Below are 25,061 nucleotides of genomic sequence, written 5' to 3'. Positions count from 1 at the left end.
TATGATTAATGATGATGTTCTGGTTTTGGTGGGAGTTTAGCTCTAGCTTTACCAACAGGGAGAATTAACGTCGCATAATTTGCTGATTGTTGACAAACTTTTTGATCTTCAAATGGTTCTTTATGAATCACTTTAAGTTTCCAAACACCTTCAATTAATGGAATAAAGTTAACTTTACCTTCTTTGTCTGTTTTACCAGAAAAGGCTTGTGGCTCACGGTGAGATGTTGCCGCTTCCATATCTTTTACAACAAATGTATCAGAGGTTGCGATAATCGTTTCGCCTGCAAGTGGTTGGTCTTTATAGAAAATCTGAACAGGGAAAGCTTCACCCGCTTTAATTGTTTTCGGATCTTTAAGTGGCACGATTTCAAGTGGTAAACCGAGGCGTGTCATTGCCATATCTGCATTTAATGTTTTTTTGCCCACTACAGTAAAGGCTTTACCAAACATTTGAGTTTGTTCGCAATAGAATGCATTTGGTGTGCCTTGTAAGTTATCCATTTTCCAACCTTCATTATTTTGTGACCAGAAAGTTGGTTTATAAGTCGCTGTTACCCAATATGAACCATCTTTTAACGGTTTTTCTGATTGATATTGGTAGTTTTCACCTTTTTGTACTAATGTTTGCATTTCACCATCTTGATTGATGAGTTCCATCGGTGGGAAAATGGCGAGACGTTTTTCAGGAATTTTTTCAACGTAAGGGTAGTCACCATAAGCTAAATCAGCTTTTAAAACGCTATTAGAAGTCAGTTGTGCTGGGGTTGCAACCCAAACTTCATGGGCTTGCGCGAGCGCAGAGAAGCCAAGTAGTGCAGCAATTAATGTTTTTTTCATTGTCTTTCCTTTTTTTAATCAATAAATCAATTTATAGAAAGTCTTCGATAGGGCGGACGAGTATAACGAAAAAGAAATGATGAGACGAATAGAAAAAGTTGATTTTGTGAGGAACTTCACATTTTTTTAACAAAAAAGTGCTGTCAATAAAACGATTGTTTTTCTGACCGCACTTGTTTTAAATAAAAAGCTAAATAGGCTTATTTTTTAGACGGTTTAATGGCTAATAAATTGCAGCTTAATTTACTAATCACATGTTCAGCTGTATTACCTAGTAACGCTGCCGATAAACCTGTTCTTCCCACAGTGCCTAGAATCACTAATTCAGCTTCAATTTCTTTCGCCACTTCAGGGATTACTTCTTCAGGGAAACCTTCGCGTACATGGGTATGATCCTCATCAATACCAAATTTTTGACGTAAGGCTTTCATATTGATAAGGTGTTGACCACGAATACCATTTTCATAACCTGAAGTATTAAATTCAGGTAAATCAATCGCCATATTAATTGGCGCAACAGGGTAGGCTGCCACTAAATGTACGTTACCACGGTTTAAGTTCTCTGCTAAACTCATCCCTGTTGAAACTAACTCTTGGTTAAATTCATCTTGATATTCTTGTTCACCCGACACATTAACCGCAACTAAAATACGGCGTTGGTGTTTCCAATCACCATCACGTACCATCAATACTGGGATTGGACATTTACGTAACAATTGCCAATCTACCGGTGTGAAAATCAATGAGGTAAAACTTTCTTCATCCTTAGTGTATTTCACAACAAGGTCATATTGATTTTTTTCAACTTCTTCATTTATTGCATCGGCTTCATTACTGTTCCATACAATATGAGATTCAAATTCAATTTCAGGATCAGCATATTTATCTAAATAAAATTGTACAGCTTGACGTTGTTGCTCAATGGCAGTTTTATGCATTTCACTTCGTTCTTCCGAAGAAAGAAGAGCAGACATCTCATAAGATAAATCATAGACACTTAATAGCGCAGTAATTTTCACTTTTTTTTCACTTTGCTGCTCTTTCGCCAAACGAACAGCTCGAGCAAGTGCGTATTGTTTTTCATTATCAGGATTAAGAACAACAAGAATATTATTAAATTTCATAAAACCTCCAAGAGATGAGATATCAATAGGATAGAAAAGATTTTAAACGATGACAAGAACCGATTATCAAAAAAGTGATCTCGTGCAAGTTTTTTTGTTTCAAATGTTTAAAAAGCGTGAAAACTCACGCTTTTAATTTATTCTGCTAATTGGATTTTGGTTTTATGTACACCGGTTAAATCAATCAATGCATTAATATCATTAATAGTAATGTATTTACCTTGAACAGAGAGGACACCGAGTTTTTGGAAACGTCCAAGTAAACGGCTGATGGTTTCAACAGTTAAACCGAGATAGTTACCGATATCACTACGGGTCATGGTTAAACGGAATTCTTTAGCAGAGAAACCGCGAGCGGAGTAACGTTTTGATAGATTGTGAATAAAGGCCGCTAAACGTTCTTCCGCATTCATTTTAGAAAGTAATAAAATCATTTCTTGATCACTTTTGATTTCACTGCTCATTAAACGCATAATTTGCTGGCGAAGCTTAGGCATTTTCCCAGATAAATCATCTAAAATATCAAATGGAATCTCACATACCATAGCAGTTTCCAACGCTTGAGCAAAACTTGGATGGCGCATATTGGTGATGGCATCAAAGCCCACTAAATCACCAGGCAAATGAAAAGACGTTATTTGTTCTTCACCGGTTTCACTAATAGTGTAGGTTTTGATCGTGCCGGAACGAATGGCATAAATAGAATTAAGTGTATCGCCCGCTTTAAAAAGAACTTGTGATTTTTGAATCGGTTTTTTACGCTCGATGATATTATCAAGCTGATCAAGCTCGTGCTCATTTAAAGTGAAAGGAATACAAAGCTGACTAATACTGCAATCTTGGCAATGAATCGCACAACCGCCGGATTGAACTCTGCGCCCTGATTTGGTTTCTGAAACAAAAGTTTTCATTAGTTCCTCAAATCGATAAATATAGTGTAAAATTGATCTAACTCAATTATTCTACCACTAAATAGTCAATTAAAGAAGTTATCTAAGAGTAAATAGGTATGGCAGCAGAAAAATTAACCAAAAAACGTTTAATACAAATTGTGATTACGCTAATTATTTTAGTTAGTGCATTTGTGTGGCGATATGTATTGTGATAAATGTGACAAGTTTTAATGTTTTTAAGCGAATAAATCAAAGAACGATTTAAACTGTTTTTCTTTTTGAATAATCATACCTCACTGTATAAAGAGTAGAATTCTTAATGAATTGTACATAATATCTATACATAAAAAGTGCGGTCGATCTATAAGAAGATTTTTAAGATCGATAAAAAATCCTGTATAATCTCAGAAATTTTTTGTTCAATTTCAAGCTTTTTAACCGAATGATCGAAACCTCACAAACCATTCCTGAACTCGTCTCATGGGCGAAAGAGCGGAAATTTTCGTTAAATCTGCCGACAGAGCGCTTAGTATTTTTATTGGCTATTGCCATCTACAACAACGAACGTTTAGACGGTGAAATGCTAGAAGCAGATTTAGTGGATATTTTCCGCCATACCGTCAATGCTTTTGACCAATCAACAGACGCAATTGCTACCCGAGCCAATAATGCTATTAATGAATTGGTAAAACAGCGTTTTGTTAACCGTTTCAGTAGCGAATTTACTGAAGGGCTTTCCATTTATCGTCTCACCCCATTAGGTGTTGGCGTATCAGATTATTATATTCGTCAGCGTGAATTTTCTGCATTGCGTCTTTCTGTACAGCTCTCTATTGTGGCAGATGAAATTCAGCGTGCATCCGATGCAGCAGAGGAAGGGACTGCAAAAGGGGAAAATGAGCATTTTTGGCGTCGTAATGTATTTGCACCATTAAAATATTCTGTAGCAGAGATTTTCGATAGCATTGATTTATCACAACGTGTGATGGATGAAAATCAACAAAGCATTAAAGAAGAAATTGCAAATTTACTTACCAAAGATTGGCAGGCAGCCATTTCTAGCTGTGAACGTTTATTGGATGAAACCTCAGGCAATTTACGTGAGTTACAAGACACCTTAAATGCAGCAGGTGATAAATTACAGGCTCAATTATTACGTATTCAAGATTGTGTGATTGGCCATGATGAGCTTTATTTTATTGAACAATTAATCACCGATTTACAATCTAAGCTCGACCGCATTATTAGCTGGGGACAACAAGCCATCGATTTATGGATTGGTTATGACCGTCACGTGCATAAATTTATCCGTACCGCCATTGATATGGATAAAAACCGCGTATTTTCACAACGCTTACGTAACTCTATTCACAGTTATTTCGATCATCCTTGGTTCTTATGGACAGCTCAAGCGGAACGTTTGGTCGATCTGCGTGATGAAGAAATGGTATTACGTGAAGATGATGCATTAGGTGAATTACCTGAAGAGTTGCAATATGAATCTTTGGCTGATTTACATGATCAAATCGTCGAACATATGCAAGGCTTACTCATTCAATACCGTGAAAATAATCGTCCAATTGATTTAAGTTTAGTCTTAAAAGAACAATTAGAAGCTTATCCACTTTCTCGTCATTTTGATGTGGCTCGTATTATAGTGGATCAAGCTGTGCGTTTAGGTATGGCAAATGATGATTTAGCCGGTATTTATCCGCAATGGCAGGAAATTAACGATTACGGCGCAGAAGTGCAAGCGCATGTGATTGATAAATATTAATTTCGTGGCTTACCCAAAAACGAATTCATAAAATGAGAAATTAACCATGACAGATATTCAAGATGTAATTTCCCCGAAATTGGCAAATGCCATTGCTAATCCTATTTTCCCGACAGTGGACAGCTTATTGCGTTCAGGTCGCCATATCAGCACTGATCAATTAGATAATCATGCTTTTTTGATGGATTTCCAAAATGAGTTGGATGGCTTTTATCGCCGTTACAACGTGGAATTAATTCGTGCACCGGAAGGCTTTTTCTATTTACGTCCAAAAGCGACGACATTAATTGCCCGTTCAGTGCTTTCCGAATTAGAAATGTTAGTAGGGAAGGTGCTTTGCTATTTGTATTTAAGCCCAGAACGTTTGGCACAGCAAGGTATCTTCAGTACACAAGAAGTCTATGATGAATTACTGAATTTAGCAGACGAGGGCAAATTATTGAAAGCCGTCAATCAACGCTCTAGTGGTTCGGATTTAGATAAGCAAAAATTATCTGAAAAAGTACGCGCGGCGATCGGTCGTTTACGCCGTTTAGGCATGATTCATACCGTAGGTGAACAGCATAGCGGTAAATTTACGATTTCAGAATCAGTTTTCCGTTTTGGGGCTGAAGTCCGTTCTGGTGATGACCCGTTAGAAGCACAAGCTCGCTTAATTCGTGATGGGGAAGCAGCAACACCGCAATCCCTCGAATTGGAAAAACAAGCAAAAGCGGCAAGTCATGCTGATGAGCTTGATGATGAAGAAAGTGCGGTCGAAATTGATGAAGAATTTGATGATGCAGGAGAACAAGAATAATGTCTGATGTATTAGAACTTGAAAACGAAATCTATCAAGACGAACCTGAGCAATCAACTGAACAGGTTGAAGAAGAATTTATTGCTCCTGTATTAAACCAACATAGTGGAGTAGAACGAGGTAAATTTCGTTCATTAACCTTAATTAACTGGAATGGTTTCTTTGCCCGCACCTTTGATTTGGATGAATTGGTGACCACACTTTCCGGTGGTAACGGTGCTGGTAAATCCACAACCATGGCAGGTTTTGTCACAGCATTAATTCCAGACTTAACCTTATTACATTTTCGAAATACCACAGAAGCTGGCTCGACAGGCGGATCGCGTGATAAAGGGTTACACGGTAAATTACGTCCAGGCGTTTGTTACGCAGTATTAGATACCATCAACTCTCGTCACCAACGAATTCTCGTGGGTGTGCGTCTGCAACAAATCGCCGGTCGTGATAAGAAAGTGGATTTAAAAACGTTCTCGATTCAAGGTGTAGAATTATCCTTAAATCCGACCGCACTTTTCACCGAAACAGTCGGTGAACGTCAAGCGCGCGTACTTAATTTAAATGAATTAAAAGACAAAATTGAAAATCTTGGTGCGCAATTCAAGCAATATCATTCCATCACCGATTATCACGGCATGATGTTTGATTTGGGTATTATTCCAAAACGCTTACGTAGTGCCTCAGACCGTAGCAAATTCTATAAATTAATCGAAGCTTCTTTATACGGTGGTATTTCCAGCGCTATTACCCGTTCTTTACGTGATTACTTATTACCGGAAAACCTTGGTGTGCGTAAAGCCTTCCAAGATATGGAAAGTGCATTACGTGAAAACCGTATGACCCTTGAAGCAATTAAAGTTACCCAATCTGACCGTGATTTATTCAAACATTTAATCACTGAAACCACTAATTATGTGGCATCAGATTATATGCGTAATGCCAATGAACGCCGCGGTAATATCGAAGCGGCTCTAGGTTTCCGTCATGATTGGTATAAAGCAAAAGCTGAGCAAGCGTTATCACAACATCGCTTAATTGACTTAAGCCGTGAAGCTGCAGAATTGGCAGAAAATGAACGTACTTTAGAAGTCGATCACCAAAGTGCGGCAGACCACTTGAACTTGGTATTAAATGCGTTACGTCATCAAGAAAAAGTATCGCGCTATCAAGAAGATGTGGCTGAGCTTACAGAAAAATTAGAAGAACAAAAAATGGTTGTGGAAACCGCAACCGAACAGCTTGAAGAAAGCCAAGCACAATTTGAGCAAACGGAACTTGAAATTGACCAAGTACGTGCGCAACTTGCGGATTATCAACAAGCATTAGATGCACAACAAACCCGTGCATTGCAATATCAACAAGCGATTGCCGCACTTGAAAAAGCGAAAACCTTATGTGGTTTAGCAGATTTAAGCGTGAAAAATGCGGAAGATTATCAAGCGGAATTTGCTGCTCATGCTGAAAGCCTTACCGAGCAAGTGCTTGAGTTAGAACATAAAATGTCAATTTCTGAAGCGGCTAAATCACAATTTGATAAAGCCTATCAGTTGGTGTGCAAAATTGCTGGTGATATGCCGCGTTCAAGTGCTTGGGAAAGCGCTAAAGAATTATTGCGTGAATATCCAACACAAAAAATTCAAGCCCAACAAACCCCGCAATTACGCGCGAAATTACATGAGTTAGAGCAGCGCTATGCTCAACAACAAAGTGCGGCTAAATTATTGGCTGATTTTAACCAACGAGCTGATTTATCTTTAGAAACCGCTGATGAACTCGAAGCATACCACGCTGAACAAGAAGAACTCATTGAAAGTTTGAATGAAGAACTTGCTGAGCAAGTAGAACACCGTTCAACCTTACGTCAAAAACGTGAAAGTTTGACCGCACTTTACGAAGAAAATGCTCGTAAAGCACCGGCTTGGTTAACTGCTCAAGCCGCTTTAGAACGCTTACAAGAGCAAAGTGGGGAAACCTTCGAGCATAGCCAAGATGTGATGCATTTTATGCAATCACAATTGGTGAAAGAACGTGAGCTGACTATTCAACGTGACAATTTAGAGAAGCAACGTCAACAATTAGATGAGCAAATTTCTCGTTTAAGCCAGCCAGATGGTTCAGAAGATGCTCGCTTGAATGTGCTTGCAGAACGTTTTGGCGGTGTGTTGCTTTCTGAATTATATGATGATGTACCAATTGAAGATGCACCTTATTTCTCGGCACTTTATGGTCCTGCACGTCATGCTATTGTCGTTCATGATCTCAACACGGTACGCGAACAATTAGCTAATTTAGAAGACTGTCCAGACGATTTATATTTAATCGAAGGTGACCCAAATGCCTTTGATGACAGTGTTCTTTCAGCTCAAGAGCTTGAAATGGGCGTTGTGGTGCAAGTTTCTGATCGTGAATTGCGCTATTCAAAATTCCCGCAAATTCCATTATTCGGCCGTGCAGCACGTGAAAAACATTTAGAAGAATTACAAGCTAAACGTGATGAAATTGCGGAAGAATACGCACAAATCGCCTTTGACGTACAAAAATGTCAACGTTTACACGAACACTTTAGTCAGTTTGTTGGCTTACATCTAGCCCTTGCGTTCCAACCAAACCCAGAAGAGGTGATGGCGGAAATCAATCAAGAACGCAATGAAATTGATCGCGAGCTCAATCAATTCTCAAGCACCGAACAACAAATTCGCATTAAATTGGATAATGCCAAAGAAAAAATGCAATTGTTGAATAAGTTAATGCCACAGCTTAACTTGCTCGCTGATGAAGAATTACTTGATCGCATTGAAGAGTGCCGCGAACAATTAGACATCGCAGAGCAAGATGAAAGCTTTATTCGTCAACATGGCGTTGCGTTGTCACAATTAGAACCGATTGCCAATACCTTACAAAGTGATCCAGAAAACTATGAACGCTTAAAAGCTGATTTAACTCAAGCGGTTGAACGTCAAAAACAAGTACAACAACGTGTATTTGCTTTAGCGGATGTAGTACAACGTAAAAATCACTTCAGCTATGAAGATGCAGGTCAAGCAGAAACGTCAGAGCTTAATGAGCAACTTCGTCAACGTTTGGAACAATTGCAGTCACAACGTGATACTCAACGTGAACAATTACGTCAAAAACAAAGCCAATTTGCACAATACAATCAAGTATTTATCCACTTGCAAAGTTCTTATGATAGTAAAAATCAATTGTTAAAAGAATTAATTGCTGAGATTGGTGAATTGGGTGTGCGAGTTGATGAAGGGGCAGAGGAACGTGCGAGAAATCGCCGTGATGAGTTGTATCAACAACTTTCAACCAGTCGTCAACGTCGTTCTTATGTTGAAAAACAATTAACACTTATTGAAAGCGAAGCGGAGAACTTAAATAAACGTATTCGCAAAGCGGAACGTGATTATAAAACTCAACGTGAATTAGTTGTGGCAGCGAAAGCCAGCTGGTGCGTGGTTCTCCGATTATCTCGTAATTCCGATGTGGAAAAACGACTCAATCGTCGTGAGTTAGCTTATTTATCTGCTGATGAGTTACGTTCAATGTCGGATAAAGCCTTAGGTGCGTTACGTACTGCGGTGGCAGATAATGAGTATCTACGCGATGCATTGCGTATTTCTGAAGATAGCCGTAAACCAGAAAATAAAGTCCGCTTCTTTATTGCTGTCTATCAACATCTTCGTGAACGTATTCGTCAGGATATTATTAAAACAGATGATCCGATTGATGCAATTGAGCAAATGGAAATTGAGCTTAATCGCTTAACAGAAGAATTGACTGGCCGTGAGAAAAAATTGGCGATCAGTTCTGAAAGTGTGGCGAATATTATGCGTAAAACCATTCAACGTGAACAAAACCGTATTCGCATGTTGAACCAAGGCCTACAAAATATTGCTTTCGGTCAGGTGAAATCGGTACGTTTAGTGGTCAATATTCGCGATACACATGCGATGTTGCTTGATGCGCTGTCAGGTAAACAGGAAGAATATCAAGATTTATTCAGCGATAATCGTATTACTTTCTCTGAAGCCATTGCGAAACTTTATCAACGCATTAACCCGCATATTGATATGGGGCAACGCACAGCACAAACTATCGGTGAAGAATTATTGGATTACCGTAATTACCTTGAGTTAGAAGTTGAAGTATTCCGTGGTGCAGATGGTTGGTTACGTGCTGAAAGTGGCGCATTATCGACTGGTGAAGCAATTGGTACGGGTATGTCAATCCTATTAATGGTTGTACAAAGCTGGGAAGAGGAAAGCCGACGTATTCGCGGTAAAGACATCGTACCATGTCGTTTACTCTTCTTAGATGAAGCGGCGCGTTTAGATGGTAAATCTATTTCCACCTTGTTCGAACTTTGCAAACGTTTGGATATGCAATTACTTATCGCAGCGCCAGAGAATATCAGCCCTGAAAAAGGGACAACCTATAAACTCGTGCGTAAAATCGCCGGCAACCAAGAGCAAGTTCATGTGGTGGGTTTGCGTGGCTTTGGCGCAGAGTAGTTTTTTAAAGCGGCCAACGCAATTGGCCGCTTTTTTCATTGTTATTTTTATGAGAATTTAGGACAAATTATGCACAACCTCATTTTTGCTATTTTATGTAGTGTTGCCGTATCGGTGTTACTCAAAGTTGCCCGCAAGAAAAACATCATTATTGAACAAGCAATAGCGTTCAACTATATTGTCGCCATTTCATTAAGCTATTTCTTACTCAAACTTGATTTTAAAGGATTAGAATTTACTGAATATCTAGCACAAAGTGATAGCACACCTATTTTCCTGGCGTTAGGGATTTTATTACCAACCGTATTTATCATTATGTCTAAAGCGGTTGAATTTGCTGGCATCGTGCGTTCTGATGCTGCACAACGCTTATCATTATTTCTACCGATTGTTGCCTCTTTTATTATTTTCCATGAAACATTAAGTCAGCCTAAAATTGTTGGTATTATTTTGGCATTCATCGGTTTATTCTGTATTTTGAACAAATCAAATGAACAAAGTGCGGTCACTTTTAAAGGTATTTTAGGCTTAATCGGTGTTTGGTTTGGTTATGGCACCATTGATATCTTATTCAAACAAGTGGCCAAAAGCGGGGGAGCATTCCCAACCACATTATTCATTGCTTTCTCATTAGCCGCTTGTGTCATGTTCCTGTATTTATTCCTAAAACGCACTCAGTGGACAGTGCCAAGCTTTATTGGTGGAATCATTTTAGGTGTATTGAATTTTTTCAATATCCTGTTTTACATTAAAGCACACCAAAGTTTTGGACAAAACCCAACCTTAGTTTTTGCGGGAATGAATATTGGTGTGATTTGTTTAGGCACCATCACCGGCGCATTTTTTTTCAAAGAAAAAATCAGCAAAATCAACTGGTTTGGTGTGCTTATCAGCCTTTCAGCAATTTTCTGCTTATATTATTTAGATAAAATTTTGGCTTAATTATGATAAACAATTTTAGTTTTTTTATCTACGATTACGAAAGTTTTGGTATCAATCCGGCAAGTGATCGTCCAGCTCAATTTGCTGGTATTCGTACCGATGCAGATTTAAATATCATTGGTGAGCCTATTATGTTGTATTGCAAGCAAACCAATGATTATTTGCCCGCCCCGGAAGCCGTAATGGTCACAGGAATTACGCCACAAGAATGTAATGAAAAGGGGATTCCTGAACCTGAATTTGCCGCAAAAATTTTAGCTGAGTTTTCACAACCTAATACTTGTGTGATGGGTTATAACAACATTCGTTATGACGATGAAATGACTCGTTATACCTTTTACCGTAACTTCATTGATCCCTATGAATATAGCTGGAAAAATGGTAATTCTCGTTGGGATTTACTGGATTTGGTCCGAGCTTGCTATGCACTGCGTCCAGAAGGGATAAATTGGGCTTATGACGATGATGGTATGCCAAGCTTTCGCTTAGAAAAGCTAACCAAAGCAAATGGTATTGAGCATGAAAATGCCCATGATGCGATGGCGGATGTGTATGCAACCATCGCTATGGCTAAATTAATCAAAGAAAAGCAGCCTAAATTATTTCAATTCTTCTTTGAGCATAGAGGTAAAAAGGAAATTGAGAAATTGATTGACACAGCTGAAATGACACCATTAGTGCACGTTTCTGGCATGCTGGGGAATTATCGTGGCAATTGTGCTTGGGTAGCACCATTAGCATGGCATCCAACTAATCAAAATGCTGTAATCGTCTGTGATTTATCAGGTGATATTGATAATTTACTCAATAAAAGTGCGGTTGATTTGCGACAAGATTTATATACCAAGAAAAGCGAGCTAGAAGAAAGGGGAGTTTCATCAGTTCCATTAAAATTGGTTCATATTAATAAATGTCCAATTTTGGCGCCTGCAAAAACGTTACTGCCGGAAAATGCAGCTCGTTTAGGGATAGACAGACAACATTGCTTAGTTAATTTAGCAAAATTGCGCCAATCCTTAGATATTCGTGAGAAAGTTATTGAAATCTTCTCAGAAGAACGCGAATTTGAGCCGAGTGATAATGTAGAAACGGAACTTTATAACGGTTTCTTTAGCAATGCCGATAAAAACAATATGGCTATTTTACGTGATTTACCACCTGAAAAATTAGCTGATCATGGTTTAGCATTTGAAGATAAACGGATTCCTGAATTGTTGTTCCATTATCGCTCAAGACATTTTTATAAAACTCTAAATCGTGCAGAGCAAATCAAATGGCAAAAATACCGCCAACGTAAATTAGAACAAAGTGCGGTTAAATTTGAAGAAAGTTTACAACGGTTAGTAGAGGAATATTCGGATAATCCAATTAAGCTAAATTTACTGCAACAGATTTATGAATACGGAGCAAAACTGTTATCTTAATCTTATACATATCGTGACATAGTCACACGAATACTATTCATCAAAAACGTAAATCTTATTCCCTAAGATTTACGTTTTTCTTTTTCAAATCTGATGATATTCACCTCATAAAATAACGCAGAATTCACGTAGCGTTGTCATTATTTGATATATATAAACTTCTTTATTTTTTCCTTACATAACAATTTTAGAGTGTATAAATCATTATTTAATCTTATTGCAAGGTATTGTGAAGCTAGATTTTGCATCGTTTGAGTGATATTCGCACCTTGTGTATAACCCTGTGATTTATTTAACCCGTAGTTTCCGCTAACCTGATAACTAATTTCGCATAATGTATATTATGTTAAATCGAACATGTAAATATGTTACAAATCAAAATAGATAACTATCCTACTTTCATGCTCTGGTCAAAATAAGGTGATTTGCGGTTATGGATATAAAAGAAATAAATGGATGTCTTTGTGATGGAATAATTAAATTAGAATGAAATTTTGAGATAACGCTACGTGAATTCTGAATACAATTGCGTACATCAATTCTGCAGATTTCATCATTTTTGATCTGATAATGAGAATTTATTTTATACATTTTACATAAATGAGAATAATTAACGTTGATTTTTCTTTTATTATTAGTGGCTTATAAAAATAATTTTAAAAAAAATGCTTGATTATTCTCATTTGTGGAATTAGAATGCACACCGATGACAAGTTAAGCAGTCTTGTTTTTATTTTTAATCTCTACTTAATAAGGAAAGGAGTTGGTTATGCTTAATAAAGCAATCGCAGATAAGTTAAATGAGCAGATCAATTTAGAGTTCTACTCTTCTAATGTTTATTTACAAATGAGTTCTTGGTGTAGTAAACACGGTTACGAAGGTGCTGCAGCATTTTTACTTCGTCATGCTGATGAAGAATTAGAGCATATGCAAAAATTATTCCAATACGTAAATGAAACTAGTGGTATGCCACTTTTAGGTAAAATTGATGCACCTAAAAATGACTATAAATCACTTAAAGAAGTATTTGAAACCACACTTGAACATGAAAAACTCGTTACTTCTAAAATTAATGAATTAGTTGAAGTGACTTTTGCAAACAAAGACTATTCTACTTTTAACTTCTTACAATGGTACGTTGCAGAACAACACGAAGAAGAAAAATTATTCAATAGCATTATTGATAAATTTAACTTGTTGGGTGAAGACGGTCGTTCGCTTTACTTTATCGATCGTGATTTAGCAACATTATAATTTTAGAAGGAGAATACAAAATGTTATCAGCAAACGTAATCAAATTATTAAATGATCAAATGAACCTTGAGTTCTACTCTTCAAATCTTTACTTACAAATGAGTGCATGGTGCGAACAAAATGGTTTTGAAGGTGCAGCTAAATTCTTATCAGAACACGCTGCAGAAGAAATGCAACACATGCGTAAATTATTCACGTATTTGAATGAAACTGGTGCTTTAGCGGTAATCACTGCAATTGAAGCACCTGCGCATGAGTACAAATCATTAAAAGAAATCATTGAATTAACTTATAAACACGAAAAATTGATCACAAGTAAAATCAATGAATTAGTGGGTAAAACTTTTGAAGAAAAAGACTACTCTGCATTCAATTTCTTACAATGGTATGTTGCAGAACAACACGAAGAAGAGAAATTATTCAGCGGTATTTTAGACAAATTAAATCTTCTTGGCGAAGATGGCAAAGGCTTATTCTTAATTGATAAAGATTTAGGTAACCTTGCTGGTCAAACCGCTTAATTAGATAATCATAAAGCTTAGTAGAAATACTAAGCTTTTATTTTACTCATAAATTGTGACAATGTATCAAATTATTTTTAAACTTCCTTTTTATCTTTGAATACAAGTTGATGAAATTTAAAACAACCACACGTTTTTAATGAAATTTTACTTGCAACGAAGTCAGATAAACGTATAATTCAAAACAACCCAAATGCCTGGGTGGCGAAATTGGTAGACGCAGCGGATTCAAAATCCGCCGGTGAATAACCGTGTCGGTTCGACTCCGACCCTAGGCACCACAGAATTTATAAGCTCTGAAGTTGATTCAGGGCTTTTTTATTAGCTAAAGTTAATCAATATGACAGAACAAAACCAAGATAAAAAACAGACTTATAATTTCAATAAATTGCAAAAACGCCTTCGTCGTAATGTAGGCAATGCAATTGCTGATTTTGGCATGATTGAAGATGGTGATAAAGTAATGGTTTGTCTTTCTGGTGGTAAAGACAGCTATACACTGCTTGATATTTTGTTGAATTTACAACAAAGCGCTCCGATTAAATTTGATATCGTTGCAGTCAATTTAGACCAAAAACAGCCTGGTTTTCCGGAGCATGTTTTACCTGAATATCTGCAAAGTATTGGTGTGGATTATAAAATCGTTGAAGAAAATACTTATGGCATCGTGAAAGAGAAAATTCCAGAAGGCAAAACAACTTGCTCTCTCTGCTCTCGTCTACGCCGTGGTATTTTATACCGTACAGCAACAGAACTTGGTGCAACAAAAATCGCACTTGGTCATCATCGTGATGATATGTTGGCTACCCTGTTCCTGAATATGTTCTACGGTGGAAAATTAAAATCGATGCCACCGAAATTAATTTCAGATGACGGCAAGCAAATCGTGATTCGTCCATTGGCTTATTGTAAAGAAAAAGATATTGAAAAATATGCCGTAGCCAAAGAATTTCCAATTATCCCTTGTAATTTATGTGGTTCTCAACCTAATTTACAACGTCAAGTAGTAAAAGAAATGTTAAATACTTGGGACCGTCAATATCCAGGTCGCTTAGAAACCATGTTTAGTGCGATACAAAACATTACGTTGTCACACTTATGTGATCCAAAACTCTTCGATTTCAAAGGCATTAAACATGGCCAATCACTTGATGGCATTGAAGGGGATACCGCATTTGATGAAGAACGTATCGAACCAATAAAATTTGATGATGAAGATACGTCTGATTACTCCGATAACGAAATGATCAGCTTTAAAGAAGTGAATTAATATGATTACCGTGCAAGGAAAACAAATCAAAACCGACGCCTTTGGCTATTTACTTAATATTGCTGATTGGAATGAAGATGTAGCAAAACATATCGCTCAGCTAGAAGATGTAGAACTGACCGAAGCTCACTGGGAAGTGATTTATTTTGTGCGTGATTTTTACCAAGAATATAACACCTCCCCTGCAATTAGAATGCTGGTAAAAGCAATGTCAGAAAAATTAGGTGCAGATAAAGGCAATAGCCGCTATTTGCAACGACTCTTCCCTGACGGACCAGCTAAGCAAGCAACCAAACTAGCGGGGCTACCAAAACCAGCTAAATGCTTATAAAATAACGTAACCGCACGATAAAGTGCGGTTATTTTTTTACCCAAATTTCGCTATATACAAAAAAATATAATCGCTATATGCTTATAAAAACAACGAAGTCTAAGTATATGAACAAATCCTCCCTTACCTTTCCCCTTTTACTGTGCTTGCTTATTGGGCTCATTTTATGTTCGCTCTCTTGGGGGCGTTTTGCGATTCCGCTTGAGGATGTAGTGCAAAGTCTGATTGGCAATAATATCAATGATGTGCAAAACAACATTATTTTTAATCTTCGTTTACCTCGTGTGATTGCAGCCATACTTGTCGGTGCCTCATTGGCTATTGCGGGTGTTGTGTATCAAGGTATTTTTCGTAATCCATTGGTTTCACCTGATATTTTAGGCGTGTCTAATGGCGCTTGTGTCGGTGCTGCATTGGCGATTTTACTCGGTTCGGGGATGCTGGGTATTCAAGCTCTTGCCTTTGTCGGTGGTTTGATTGCCGTCTTGCTCACCATGAATTTACCGCGTTTAATTCAACGTGACTCCACCATTGTATTAGTCCTTTCCGGCATTATCGTTTCGGGCTTTATGATGGCGACACTAGGCTTGCTAAAGTATCTCGCCGATCCCGAAACCCAGCTGGCCGATATTGTGTATTGGCAATTAGGTAGCCTAACCAAATCCAACTACGACAACTTGCTCATCCTTTCTCCTATTATTTTGCTTACTACCCTTGGCTTATTTTTAATGCGTTGGCGTATAAATGTGCTTTCATTGGGGGATCGTGAAGCAAAATTAATCGGTGCCAATATTCGATTAGAACGTGGATTAATGGTGGTTTGTGCCACATTGCTGACGGCATCATCGGTTTGTTTAAGCGGGACAATTGGTTGGCTTGGTTTAGTGATTCCGCATTTAGCTCGACTTTTCATTGGTGATAACAATGTCAAAAGTTTACCGCTTGCCGGACTTATCGGTGCGATTTTCTTGCTCGTTATCGACACTCTCGCTCGCAATTTATACATTCAAGAAATTCCTCTCGGCATTCTCACCGGCTTTATTGGCGCGCCATTCTTTGCTTGGGTGCTGATTAAACAAAAGGTGGTGGACTAATGTTGCAAATCAACGATCTTTATTACTGGCACAACGTTGAACATTCGTTACTCAATGGCATTGATTTAATCCTACAAAAAGGTGAATTGCTGACTATTCTTGGTGCAAACGGTCGTGGTAAATCAACGTTATTAAACTGCATTGCGGGGCTTTTGAAACCAAAGAGCGGTCAGATTTTGCTGGATAATTGCAAATTAAGCGAAATGAGCAGCAAGCAAATTGCGCAAAAAATTGCTTATGTCTCGCAACACAGTCCACAAACCTATCAATATCGCGTGCGTGATTATGTGGTACTCGGCCGTGCTGCGCATTTAGGTGTTTTTGATAAGCCAAGTGAAGCTGATTTTGCATTAGTCGATGAGGCTTTAAATAAACTTGGCATCAGTCATTTTGCAGACCGAATTTATATGCAAATGAGCGGCGGTGAAAAGCAACTGGTCAATCTTGCGCGTATTTTGGTGCAACAACCGCAACTGATTTTATTTGATGAACCTACCTCGGCATTAGATTACGGCAATGTGTTTAAAACCTTAAGCCTAATAAAAGAGCTCTCACTGCAAGGCTTTACCATTGTGATGACAACACATAATCCCGATCATCCCATGTTGTTACACAGCGCACTGCCCCACAGCCGTGTAAGCATCTTAAACGAGCAAGGCAGATTACAAACCGGTACAGCGCCGGAAATTATTACTGAAGCCAACTTAAAAGCGCTTTATCAAACAGATTTGCGTTTAGTAGATGTGCCTGCACTACAACGACAAATTTGTGCAATTACTCATTTATAACCCACTAGAAGGACATTCATATGTTGAAACATTCTCTAAAAAAAGGCCTAATCGCCCTCTCTCTTGCCGCTTGTTTTGCTATGCCACTACAAGCTAAGATCATAACCGACGTTGAAGGAAACAAAGTTGAATTACCAGATAACGTACAACGTGTAGCCGATCTTTGGCATGCTAATAACCAAATTGTCTTACTATTAGGCGGTGCCAATAAACTGGTTGGCACGACCACATCTATCGCGGCCAATCCTTGGTATAGCGAAGTGTATCCAAATATCAAAAACGTACCAGTATTAACCAATGGCGAAACCATTCAAACAGAAGAATTGTTGAGCCATAAGCCAGATGCCGTATTGCTCTCGAAAAAATCCATGTTAACTGAAGTGGAACAAGCGGGATTAAAAGGCGTGCGTGTAAGTTTCCAAGATTTTGATGGTTTGAAGAAAACCGTACGGATTACCGCTGAAGTTTTAGGTGATAAAGCGCCTGAAATCGCAGAAAGCTATATCAAAGAATTAGACGGTAACATTAAATTTGTTGAAGAACGTCTTAAAGGTCTTAAAGATGAACAACGCCCAACCGTATTACACATCACTAAAGGTTCTGATCTAATGATGATTGACGGCGGAAAATCGATGATTGGTGAATGGATTAAATTAGCCGGCGGTAAGAGCGTATTACCGGATGAAGCGAATATGGTGACAGTTACAATGGAAGCTATCTTACAAGCGAATCCAGATGTTATTATCATCGGTAGCAGTGGTAATAAGGCGCAAGCCGCAATCGAAAAAATCAAAGCTGATCCAGCATGGCAGTCTATAAGTGCGGTCAAAAATAATCGTATTTATGCGAATCCAACCGGCACATTCCCATGGGACCGCTACAGTGCAGAAGAAGCCTTACAAATTCTTTGGGCGGCTCAACTCTTCCACCCAGAGCAATTTAAAGACTTAAATATGGTGGAAAAAACGCAAGGTTTCTATAAAAAATATTACGGTTATACATTAAGCAAAGAAAATGCTGAACAAATCTTGAAAGGCCTAGCACCTCTTAAGTAGTATTTTCATTTGAAGCATTTATCGTTATAATGCGCGCTCTTTTTTTTAACTCAAACATAAGGAAATACTTGATGAAAATTAGTGCAAGAAACCAACTTAAAGGTACTGTAAAATCAATCGAAACTGGTTCTGTGAACGCAATCGTACACATTGATATCGGTAACGGTAATGTAATTTCTTCTACTATCTCTATCGATGCAGTAAAAGAATTAGGTTTAGCAGTTGGTAAAGAAGCATATGCGATTATCAAAGCAACTTCTGTAATGGTTGGTGTTGAATAATCTCAACTAAACTGTTCAGAATTCTCTATAACCGCGCTTTAAAAGTGCGGTTATTTTTTGTCTAAAATATAAAAAAGGCGGTCAAATTGACCGCACTTTGTTTAACGATGATAGAGAAAAGAAAGCTTAGAAACTGTATTTTAAATTAGCAAAGTAAGAACGACCACGTTCATTATAAGTACGAGCTGTACCTGCATTACGATAAATACGTTTATCTAAAATGTTATTCACACCAACTCGTAGGCTTAAACTATCATTGAATTTATATCCCACGTTAGCTCCCCAAATACCATAGCTACCAAGTTGATATTGCGTAACAAGGCTTTCACCCGTGGTGTAAATCACTTGCATGAAGTTTTCAGCATTTTCTACCGTTTTTTGTCTGCCATAACGGGTGTACGAGGTATTCACATCCCAATGGTCATTGATTTTCCAGTTAAGATTACTGTTCACTGTATATTTCGGTACAAGTGAGATCGGATTACCGGTTTTCTTGTTTTCATTTTTGAGCATATACGTGAAATTGGTACTGAATACTAGCGCATCATCTAAGAATGGTAATGTAATATTTCCTTCCAACCCTTCAATGATTGCTCTTGGTGTATTTCCCCAACGATAAACGTTAGTTGCTGTGTAGTTGCGGTAAATTGCTTTTCCATTTGGTGTATTGCTTGGGCGAATTTCACGATCATAACCACCAGCTGGTGCATCAATCGTTGTCAAGAATTCACCGTTAGACACAATTTTATTACGGTAATCATTATGGAAATAAGCTAAAGAGAATAACTTACCATCTTTCTCATATTCCACACCAATCTCTTTGTTCCAGCTTGTTTCTGGCTTAATATTTTCATTACCTAAGAAGTAACAAGCTCGTCCCCAATCAAAGCCTTTTGCATTGCTATTTTGAAGAACGGTATATTGTTTACCTTTTGCATCTGTCTTAACAATACTACCTGTTGAGGTTAATGCATTCGGATTATTCCAGTTATTAGCACTATCAATCGGGCAACCATTACTTGCATTAATTAACAAATAATTTGGTGAAGATTGGTAAAGATTTGGTGCTTTGTAAGCTCGAGCTACCCCACCTTTGATTTTCCAGTTATCGCTAACTTGATGGGAGAAGTTCAGAGAGGGACTCCAATTTGATTTAGAGTTCGTACTAGAATCAAAACGAATACCTGGGGTTAAAATAGTTTTCTCATTCGGCAATATAATATTGTCTTCTAAGAACGCTGCCCATTCATTTTGTGCCACTTTACCGCTACGGCCTTTATCAGCTAACCAAGGTACAAGTGCGTAAACTTGCATGGTTTGCGTCATAGAGGCCGCGTCGTTTAATTCTGAACGAGAGCCTTCTAAACCAACGGTTAACATATGTCCAGTACGACCGGTCATAAACGGAATATAAAGCTCATTACTAAAGCGATAATTTCGCAACAAACCAACCGATTTTTCTAAACCGTTATAAGCGCCTTCCGTACTACCTAATAAACCTTCTGGATAATGATAGTTGCGGGTTTGGTCAAAGGTAAAATAAGTGCGGTTATCGAAAGCCCCCCATTTTCCTTCATGCGTTAAGCCGTAACTTTGGCGATAAAGTGTTGACGTTTCTGCTTTTTGTAAAGCAAGATCACGACTCGTTTTCATCGCTTGAGTCAGTAAAACAGAACTATTTTGAGTATCACCATTATAAATATTACCCTGTCTGCTATATGTTGCATCAAAGGTTAACTTTTGATCCGGAGTTCCAAACTAACTGTCCTGCAATATCGCGGTTACGAACCCCTTCACGACTTGCATAGCGTGTATTATCTTGCGTTGCTGCATTATTATTTGTACTAGAATCCTCTCCCGAGTTAATATCTAGCGCATCCGCCTGTGTTTTAGCAATGTTGCCGTATAAACGGAAGCCCAATACATCTTTAACTAGTGGACCGCTGAAATTAAAACCGAGACGATTAGTGTAACCTTCTTTGCTGTCTTCTGGTTGTTCTGTAAATAAATTCAAACTACCATGGTATTCGCTTGTTGGTGATTTGGTTTTGATATTAACCACACCACCCATTGCACCAGAACCGTAACGTGCAGCAGCGGGACCTCGTAGTACTTCGATAGAGTCGATTGCGTCTGCCGGCACCCAGTTTGTATCACCACGTGTATTGCGTGTGCCATTACGTCCATAACGTTCTGAATTACGAGATTTTACAGGTTTTCCATCTACTAAAATCAGCGTATTTTCCGGCCCCATTGCGCGGATATCAACCTGACGTTTATTACCGCGGGCACCGCCAGGCGCATTTGTACTTAATGTGACCCCTGGTTGTTTAGCAATAATTTCAGAGGCATCATTTTCAATTGGATCTCGCTCTAAATCTTTTTGTGAAATCACCGAAACACCGAGAGATTGTTTAACTTGCTCTTCTGCTGTGACATTAATAGCTTCAAGTTTTTCTTCAGCATACGCTGTACTCGAAATCACTAATATCGCTAACAGACTTAATTTATGTTGTTTTTTCATTGGGTTATCCTTAAATATCATTATATAAAAAAAGATATAAAGGCCTCATATTACATCGTTATATAAATATGTAAATAACAAATATGAGTTATGAGAAATTTCATCATAAAATGCAGAAAAACGATGGAGAGTTACTACTATTTGGAGAAGGAAAAAGAAAATAATCAAACAGCAAATCTTAATTATTAATTTTATTCATATAAAACCTGAAAATTATGAAGTTGTATAATCTTTTATTTTATTGCATTCTATACATGAAAAGACGTTTAGACGTCTAAACTAAACAATAGAAGGATTAATTATGACAACATTTCATTTAGCAGGATTTCCGCGCGTAGGCGCAAAGCGTGAACTTAAATTTGCTCAAGAGCGTTACTGGCGTGGCGAAATTGAGGAAGCGGATTTATTAGATATTGCAAAAAGATTACGTGAACTAAATTGGCAGCACCAAGCCAAGGCAAATGCTGATTTTATCGCAGTGGCTGATTTTACACTTTACGATCATATTTTAGATTTACAAGTGGCAACAGGTGCGATTCCTACTCGCTTTGGTTTCGATAGCCAAAATTTAACACTCGATCAATATTTCCAATTAGCGCGTGGTAATAAAACTCAATTTGCGATTGAAATGACAAAATGGTTCGATACCAACTACCATTATCTTGTTCCTGAATTCCATAAAGAAACGCAATTTAAAGCAAATCCAACTCATTATGTGACACAAATCCGTGAAGCTAAAGCGCTTGGGTATGATGTTAAACCAACTATCGTTGGTCCACTCACTTTCCTTTGGTTAGGGAAAGAAAAAGGTGCAGCATTTAATCGCTTTGATTTATTAACACAACTCGTGCCGGTTTATGTTGAAATCTTAAATGCATTAGCTGCAGAAGGTGTTGAATACATTCAAATTGATGAACCTGCTCTCACTTTAGATTTACCGGCAGAATGGATTTCTGCTTATAAAGCGGTTTACGCCACTTTTGCTGAACAAGTGAAAGCGAAATTATTGCTTGCGACTTATTTCGGCTCTGTGGCAGAACACGCTGATTTGTTAAAAGCCTTACCTGTAGCAGGTTTACATATCGATTTAGTGCGCGCACCAGAACAACTTGCTGCCTTCGCGGATTATGACAAAATCTTATCTGTAGGCATCATTGATGGCCGTAATATTTGGCGTGCAAACTTGAATCAAGTGTTAGATGTGGTTGAACCATTAAAAGCGAAATTAGGTGATCGTTTGTGGATTGCGCCAAGCTGCTCTCTCCTCCATACACCTTATGATTTAGAAGTTGAAACGCAACTCCAAGCAAATAAGCCTGAGCTTTATCAATGGTTGGCTTTCACGTTACAAAAAATTCAAGAATTACGCATTATTAAGACCGCTCTAGAACAAGGTCGTGAAGCCGTTCAAGCGGAATTAGCTGCATCTCAAGCAGCTGCGGATGCTCGTAAAAACTCGCGTGAAATTCACCGCACTTGTGTAGCTGAACGTTTAGCAAACTTACCGGAAAATGCTGACCAACGTAAATCGCCATTTGCGGAACGCATTAAATTACAAAATGCATGGTTAAATTTACCACTTCTGCCAACGACGAATATTGGTTCCTTCCCACAAACGACAGCCATTCGTCATGCTCGTGCTGCCTTCAAAAAAGGCGAACTCAGCTTAACTGATTACGAAACTGCAATGAAAAAAGAAATTGAATTCGTTGTACGTGAGCAAGAAAAATTAGACTTAGATGTATTGGTACATGGCGAAGCAGAACGTAACGACATGGTGGAATATTTCGGTGAATTACTCGATGGTTTTGCGTTCACCAAATTTGGTTGGGTACAAAGTTATGGTTCACGTTGCGTAAAACCGCCTGTGATTTACGGTGATGTTACTCGTCCAGAACCCATGACGGTACGTTGGTCACAATATGCCCAAAGCCTTACCAATAAAGTGATGAAAGGCATGCTGACTGGTCCGGTCACGATCTTACAATGGTCTTTCGTGCGTAACGATATTTCTCGTGAAACAGTCTGCAAACAAATTGCGGTAGCGCTTTCTGATGAAGTATTAGATTTAGAAAAAGCAGGTATCAAAGTGATTCAAATTGATGAGCCGGCTATTCGTGAAGGTTTACCGTTAAAACGTGCAGATTGGGATGCTTATTTGAAATGGGCGGGCGAAGCCTTCCGTTTAAGCTCAATGGGTTGCAAAGATGATACCCAAATTCATACGCACATGTGTTATTCCGAATTTAACGACATTCTACCGGCTATTGCGGCCTTAGATGCCGATGTCATTACTATCGAAACCTCGCGTTCTGACATGGAATTACTCACCGCATTTGGTGATTTCAAATACCCGAATGATATTGGTCCTGGCGTATATGACATTCATAGTCCACGCGTACCTACAGCAGAAGAAATTGAACACCTCCTTCGTAAAGCATTACAAGTGGTGCCGAAAGAACGTTTATGGGTGAACCCAGACTGTGGATTAAAAACTCGCGGTTGGCCAGAAACGATTGCTGCACTAAAAGTGATGGTTGATGTCACGAAAAAATTACGTGCTGAATTAGCATAAAATCAGTAAAAAGAAAGGCGAACATGAAAGATTATCTCTGTTCGCCTCTTTCTTTTCGTTCAAAAACTAATTCATTTTTGACCGTGCTTACAGGCTAATATATTCCATTTTCACCTTGCAGAGGCTCTTCAATAACTGCTCTGCCATCTTGCGGTGACTTAAACGCAACGGTTTCTCTGCAAATACTACTCGCTCAATTTTCGATACATCCAATTGATTTAAGTAGGCAAAATTAATCGCTGTTTGCATAGCCGGTAAGCTTGGGTTAAATGCTGCATTTTCTGCATATCGACCACAAATCATTTCCCCATTTTTAAATAAAATGCCTACACCGTGAGGGCTTTTAGAATAAGGTGAATGAGCTCGGTTTGCCCCTAAAATCGCTTTATTTGCCACTTCATCTTCCGTCGTCAAAGTAAAACCTTGTTCTTCTTTGTTTAATAGAAGCAAATCAACGCCTAAAGCTTTCGGGCCAAAGCTATCGGGTAAATATTGAGGAAGTGGATTATTTTGGCTGTGTGGTAAATGAATTTTTAAATCTTGCGCTTGATAAAGCTCATTCATAAATTGACGGCAGTGACCACAAGGCGTGTAATTCACTACAATATCAGTGATTCGAGGTTCATTACGTAACCATGCATGGCTAATCGCACTTTGTTCAGCATGGATGGTTTGAGCCATGCTACTACCCTGAAACTCTTGATTCGCACCAAAGTAAAAATCACCACTTTCACCAATCGCAATCGCGCCAACATGAAATTCTGAAATGGGTGTATGGCTATAACAAGCCGCTACGGGCAAAAGTGCCAACCCTAGTTGAACAGGCGTAAGCTTAAATTCATCACAAATTGACCGCACTTTTTCAGCCGGTAAAAAGCCTTTCCATTCTTGTTCTTCTAACGCAGAAAGAATTGCATTTGAAAGTGGCGAGTTTGCTAATGCTTGTTGAATTTTTTGTTGCATGTTAAATCTCCTCATTTTTATATGCCCATTCTACGCTATTTGAGAAAAAAAACTAAACTCTAAAAGACTTTCGGAATATGTTTCTAAAATTT

The 25,061-nt window shown here is 38.2% G+C and carries 18 protein-coding genes, 1 tRNA gene and 1 pseudogene; 15 read left to right on the top strand and 5 right to left on the bottom strand.

All coding sequences use genetic code 11. The features are described from left to right. Window positions 1-5 precede the first annotated feature (5 nt). The 3 genes from ACXVWB_RS01340 to ACXVWB_RS01330 form a co-directional block, all read right to left on the bottom strand. On the bottom strand, window positions 6-839 hold the full coding sequence (locus ACXVWB_RS01340; RefSeq protein WP_458485189.1) for a DUF4198 domain-containing protein: 834 nt from the start codon (window positions 837-839) through the stop codon (window positions 6-8). 200 nt (window positions 840-1,039) lie between these two features. Beyond that, window positions 1,040-1,963, bottom strand: coding sequence for a universal stress protein UspE (gene uspE / locus ACXVWB_RS01335; protein ID WP_289901773.1), 924 nt, complete (start codon window positions 1,961-1,963; stop codon window positions 1,040-1,042). Window positions 1,964-2,100: 137 nt separating this feature from the next. Next, window positions 2,101-2,874, bottom strand: coding sequence for an FNR family transcription factor (locus ACXVWB_RS01330; protein ID WP_049358045.1), 774 nt, complete (start codon window positions 2,872-2,874; stop codon window positions 2,101-2,103). Between the two features lie 424 nt (window positions 2,875-3,298). Here ACXVWB_RS01330 and mukF point away from each other — a divergent pair, with 424 nt between their 5' ends. The 14 genes from mukF (at window position 3,299) to ACXVWB_RS01260 (ending at window position 18,907) form a co-directional block, all read left to right on the top strand. Continuing rightward, window positions 3,299-4,633, top strand: a complete 1,335-nt coding sequence (gene mukF / locus ACXVWB_RS01325; RefSeq protein WP_126471346.1) for a chromosome partition protein MukF — start codon at window positions 3,299-3,301, stop codon at window positions 4,631-4,633. Between the two features lie 46 nt (window positions 4,634-4,679). Then, on the top strand, window positions 4,680-5,432 hold the full coding sequence (mukE, locus tag ACXVWB_RS01320) for a chromosome partition protein MukE (RefSeq protein WP_049358047.1): 753 nt from the start codon (window positions 4,680-4,682) through the stop codon (window positions 5,430-5,432). Beyond that, entirely contained in the window at window positions 5,432-9,946 is a 4,515-nt protein-coding gene (gene mukB / locus ACXVWB_RS01315; protein ID WP_289901771.1) for a chromosome partition protein MukB, read from the top strand. The genes mukE and mukB overlap by 1 nt, the downstream gene beginning before the upstream one ends. A 69-nt stretch (window positions 9,947-10,015) precedes the next feature. Then, window positions 10,016-10,888 carry a DMT family transporter gene (locus ACXVWB_RS01310; protein WP_049358049.1) on the top strand — a complete coding sequence of 291 codons (873 nt, stop codon included), beginning with the start codon at window positions 10,016-10,018 and terminating at the stop codon, window positions 10,886-10,888. 2 nt (window positions 10,889-10,890) lie between these two features. After that, window positions 10,891-12,312 (top strand): exodeoxyribonuclease I, encoded by a 1,422-nt coding sequence (gene sbcB / locus ACXVWB_RS01305; RefSeq protein ID WP_049358050.1) that lies wholly within the window; start codon window positions 10,891-10,893, stop codon window positions 12,310-12,312. Between the two features lie 769 nt (window positions 12,313-13,081). Next, the gene (gene ftnA / locus ACXVWB_RS01300) at window positions 13,082-13,567 is read left to right on the top strand and encodes a non-heme ferritin (protein WP_049358051.1); all 486 of its coding nucleotides are present in this window, start codon (window positions 13,082-13,084) and stop codon (window positions 13,565-13,567) included. A gap of 20 nt (window positions 13,568-13,587) precedes the next feature. Continuing rightward, on the top strand, window positions 13,588-14,088 hold the full coding sequence (gene ftnA, locus ACXVWB_RS01295; protein ID WP_014065386.1) for a non-heme ferritin: 501 nt from the start codon (window positions 13,588-13,590) through the stop codon (window positions 14,086-14,088). A 195-nt stretch (window positions 14,089-14,283) separates the two neighbouring features. After that, a tRNA-Leu gene (locus ACXVWB_RS01290) sits at window positions 14,284-14,369 on the top strand. A gap of 59 nt (window positions 14,370-14,428) precedes the next feature. After that, window positions 14,429-15,358, top strand: coding sequence for a tRNA 2-thiocytidine(32) synthetase TtcA (gene ttcA, locus ACXVWB_RS01285; RefSeq protein WP_128787319.1), 930 nt, complete (start codon window positions 14,429-14,431; stop codon window positions 15,356-15,358). 1 nt (window position 15,359) lies between these two features. Continuing rightward, window positions 15,360-15,689 (top strand): TusE/DsrC/DsvC family sulfur relay protein, encoded by a 330-nt coding sequence (locus ACXVWB_RS01280; protein ID WP_128787318.1) that lies wholly within the window; start codon window positions 15,360-15,362, stop codon window positions 15,687-15,689. A 107-nt stretch (window positions 15,690-15,796) separates the two neighbouring features. Beyond that, on the top strand, window positions 15,797-16,783 hold the full coding sequence (locus tag ACXVWB_RS01275) for a FecCD family ABC transporter permease (protein ID WP_289901770.1): 987 nt from the start codon (window positions 15,797-15,799) through the stop codon (window positions 16,781-16,783). Beyond that, on the top strand, window positions 16,783-17,571 hold the full coding sequence (locus tag ACXVWB_RS01270; RefSeq protein ID WP_289901769.1) for an ABC transporter ATP-binding protein: 789 nt from the start codon (window positions 16,783-16,785) through the stop codon (window positions 17,569-17,571). Before ACXVWB_RS01275 ends, ACXVWB_RS01270 begins: the two co-directional genes overlap by 1 nt. Window positions 17,572-17,591: 20 nt before the next feature. Continuing rightward, complete coding sequence (locus ACXVWB_RS01265) at window positions 17,592-18,626, top strand: ABC transporter substrate-binding protein (protein WP_369866540.1); 1,035 nt, start codon at window positions 17,592-17,594, stop codon at window positions 18,624-18,626. A gap of 71 nt (window positions 18,627-18,697) precedes the next feature. Continuing rightward, the gene (locus ACXVWB_RS01260) at window positions 18,698-18,907 is read left to right on the top strand and encodes a TOBE domain-containing protein (protein WP_007525241.1); all 210 of its coding nucleotides are present in this window, start codon (window positions 18,698-18,700) and stop codon (window positions 18,905-18,907) included. Between the two features lie 126 nt (window positions 18,908-19,033). Here ACXVWB_RS01260 and ACXVWB_RS01255 read toward each other — a convergent pair. Next, window positions 19,034-21,431 (bottom strand): annotated as a pseudogene (locus ACXVWB_RS01255) (FepA family TonB-dependent siderophore receptor). Window positions 21,432-21,732: 301 nt separating this feature from the next. Between ACXVWB_RS01255 and metE the strand changes: the two are divergent. Beyond that, window positions 21,733-24,006, top strand: a complete 2,274-nt coding sequence (gene metE / locus ACXVWB_RS01250) for a 5-methyltetrahydropteroyltriglutamate--homocysteine S-methyltransferase (protein ID WP_289901767.1) — start codon at window positions 21,733-21,735, stop codon at window positions 24,004-24,006. 87 nt (window positions 24,007-24,093) lie between these two features. Here metE and cdd read toward each other — a convergent pair whose 3' ends face one another. Then, the gene (cdd, locus tag ACXVWB_RS01245; RefSeq protein WP_289901766.1) at window positions 24,094-24,969 is read right to left on the bottom strand and encodes a cytidine deaminase; all 876 of its coding nucleotides are present in this window, start codon (window positions 24,967-24,969) and stop codon (window positions 24,094-24,096) included. Between the last annotated feature and the right edge of the window lie 92 nt (window positions 24,970-25,061).

The sequence above is a fragment of the Haemophilus sp. SZY H53 genome (assembly GCF_054332375.1).
This window is presented reverse-complemented; position numbering and strand designations above follow the sequence as displayed.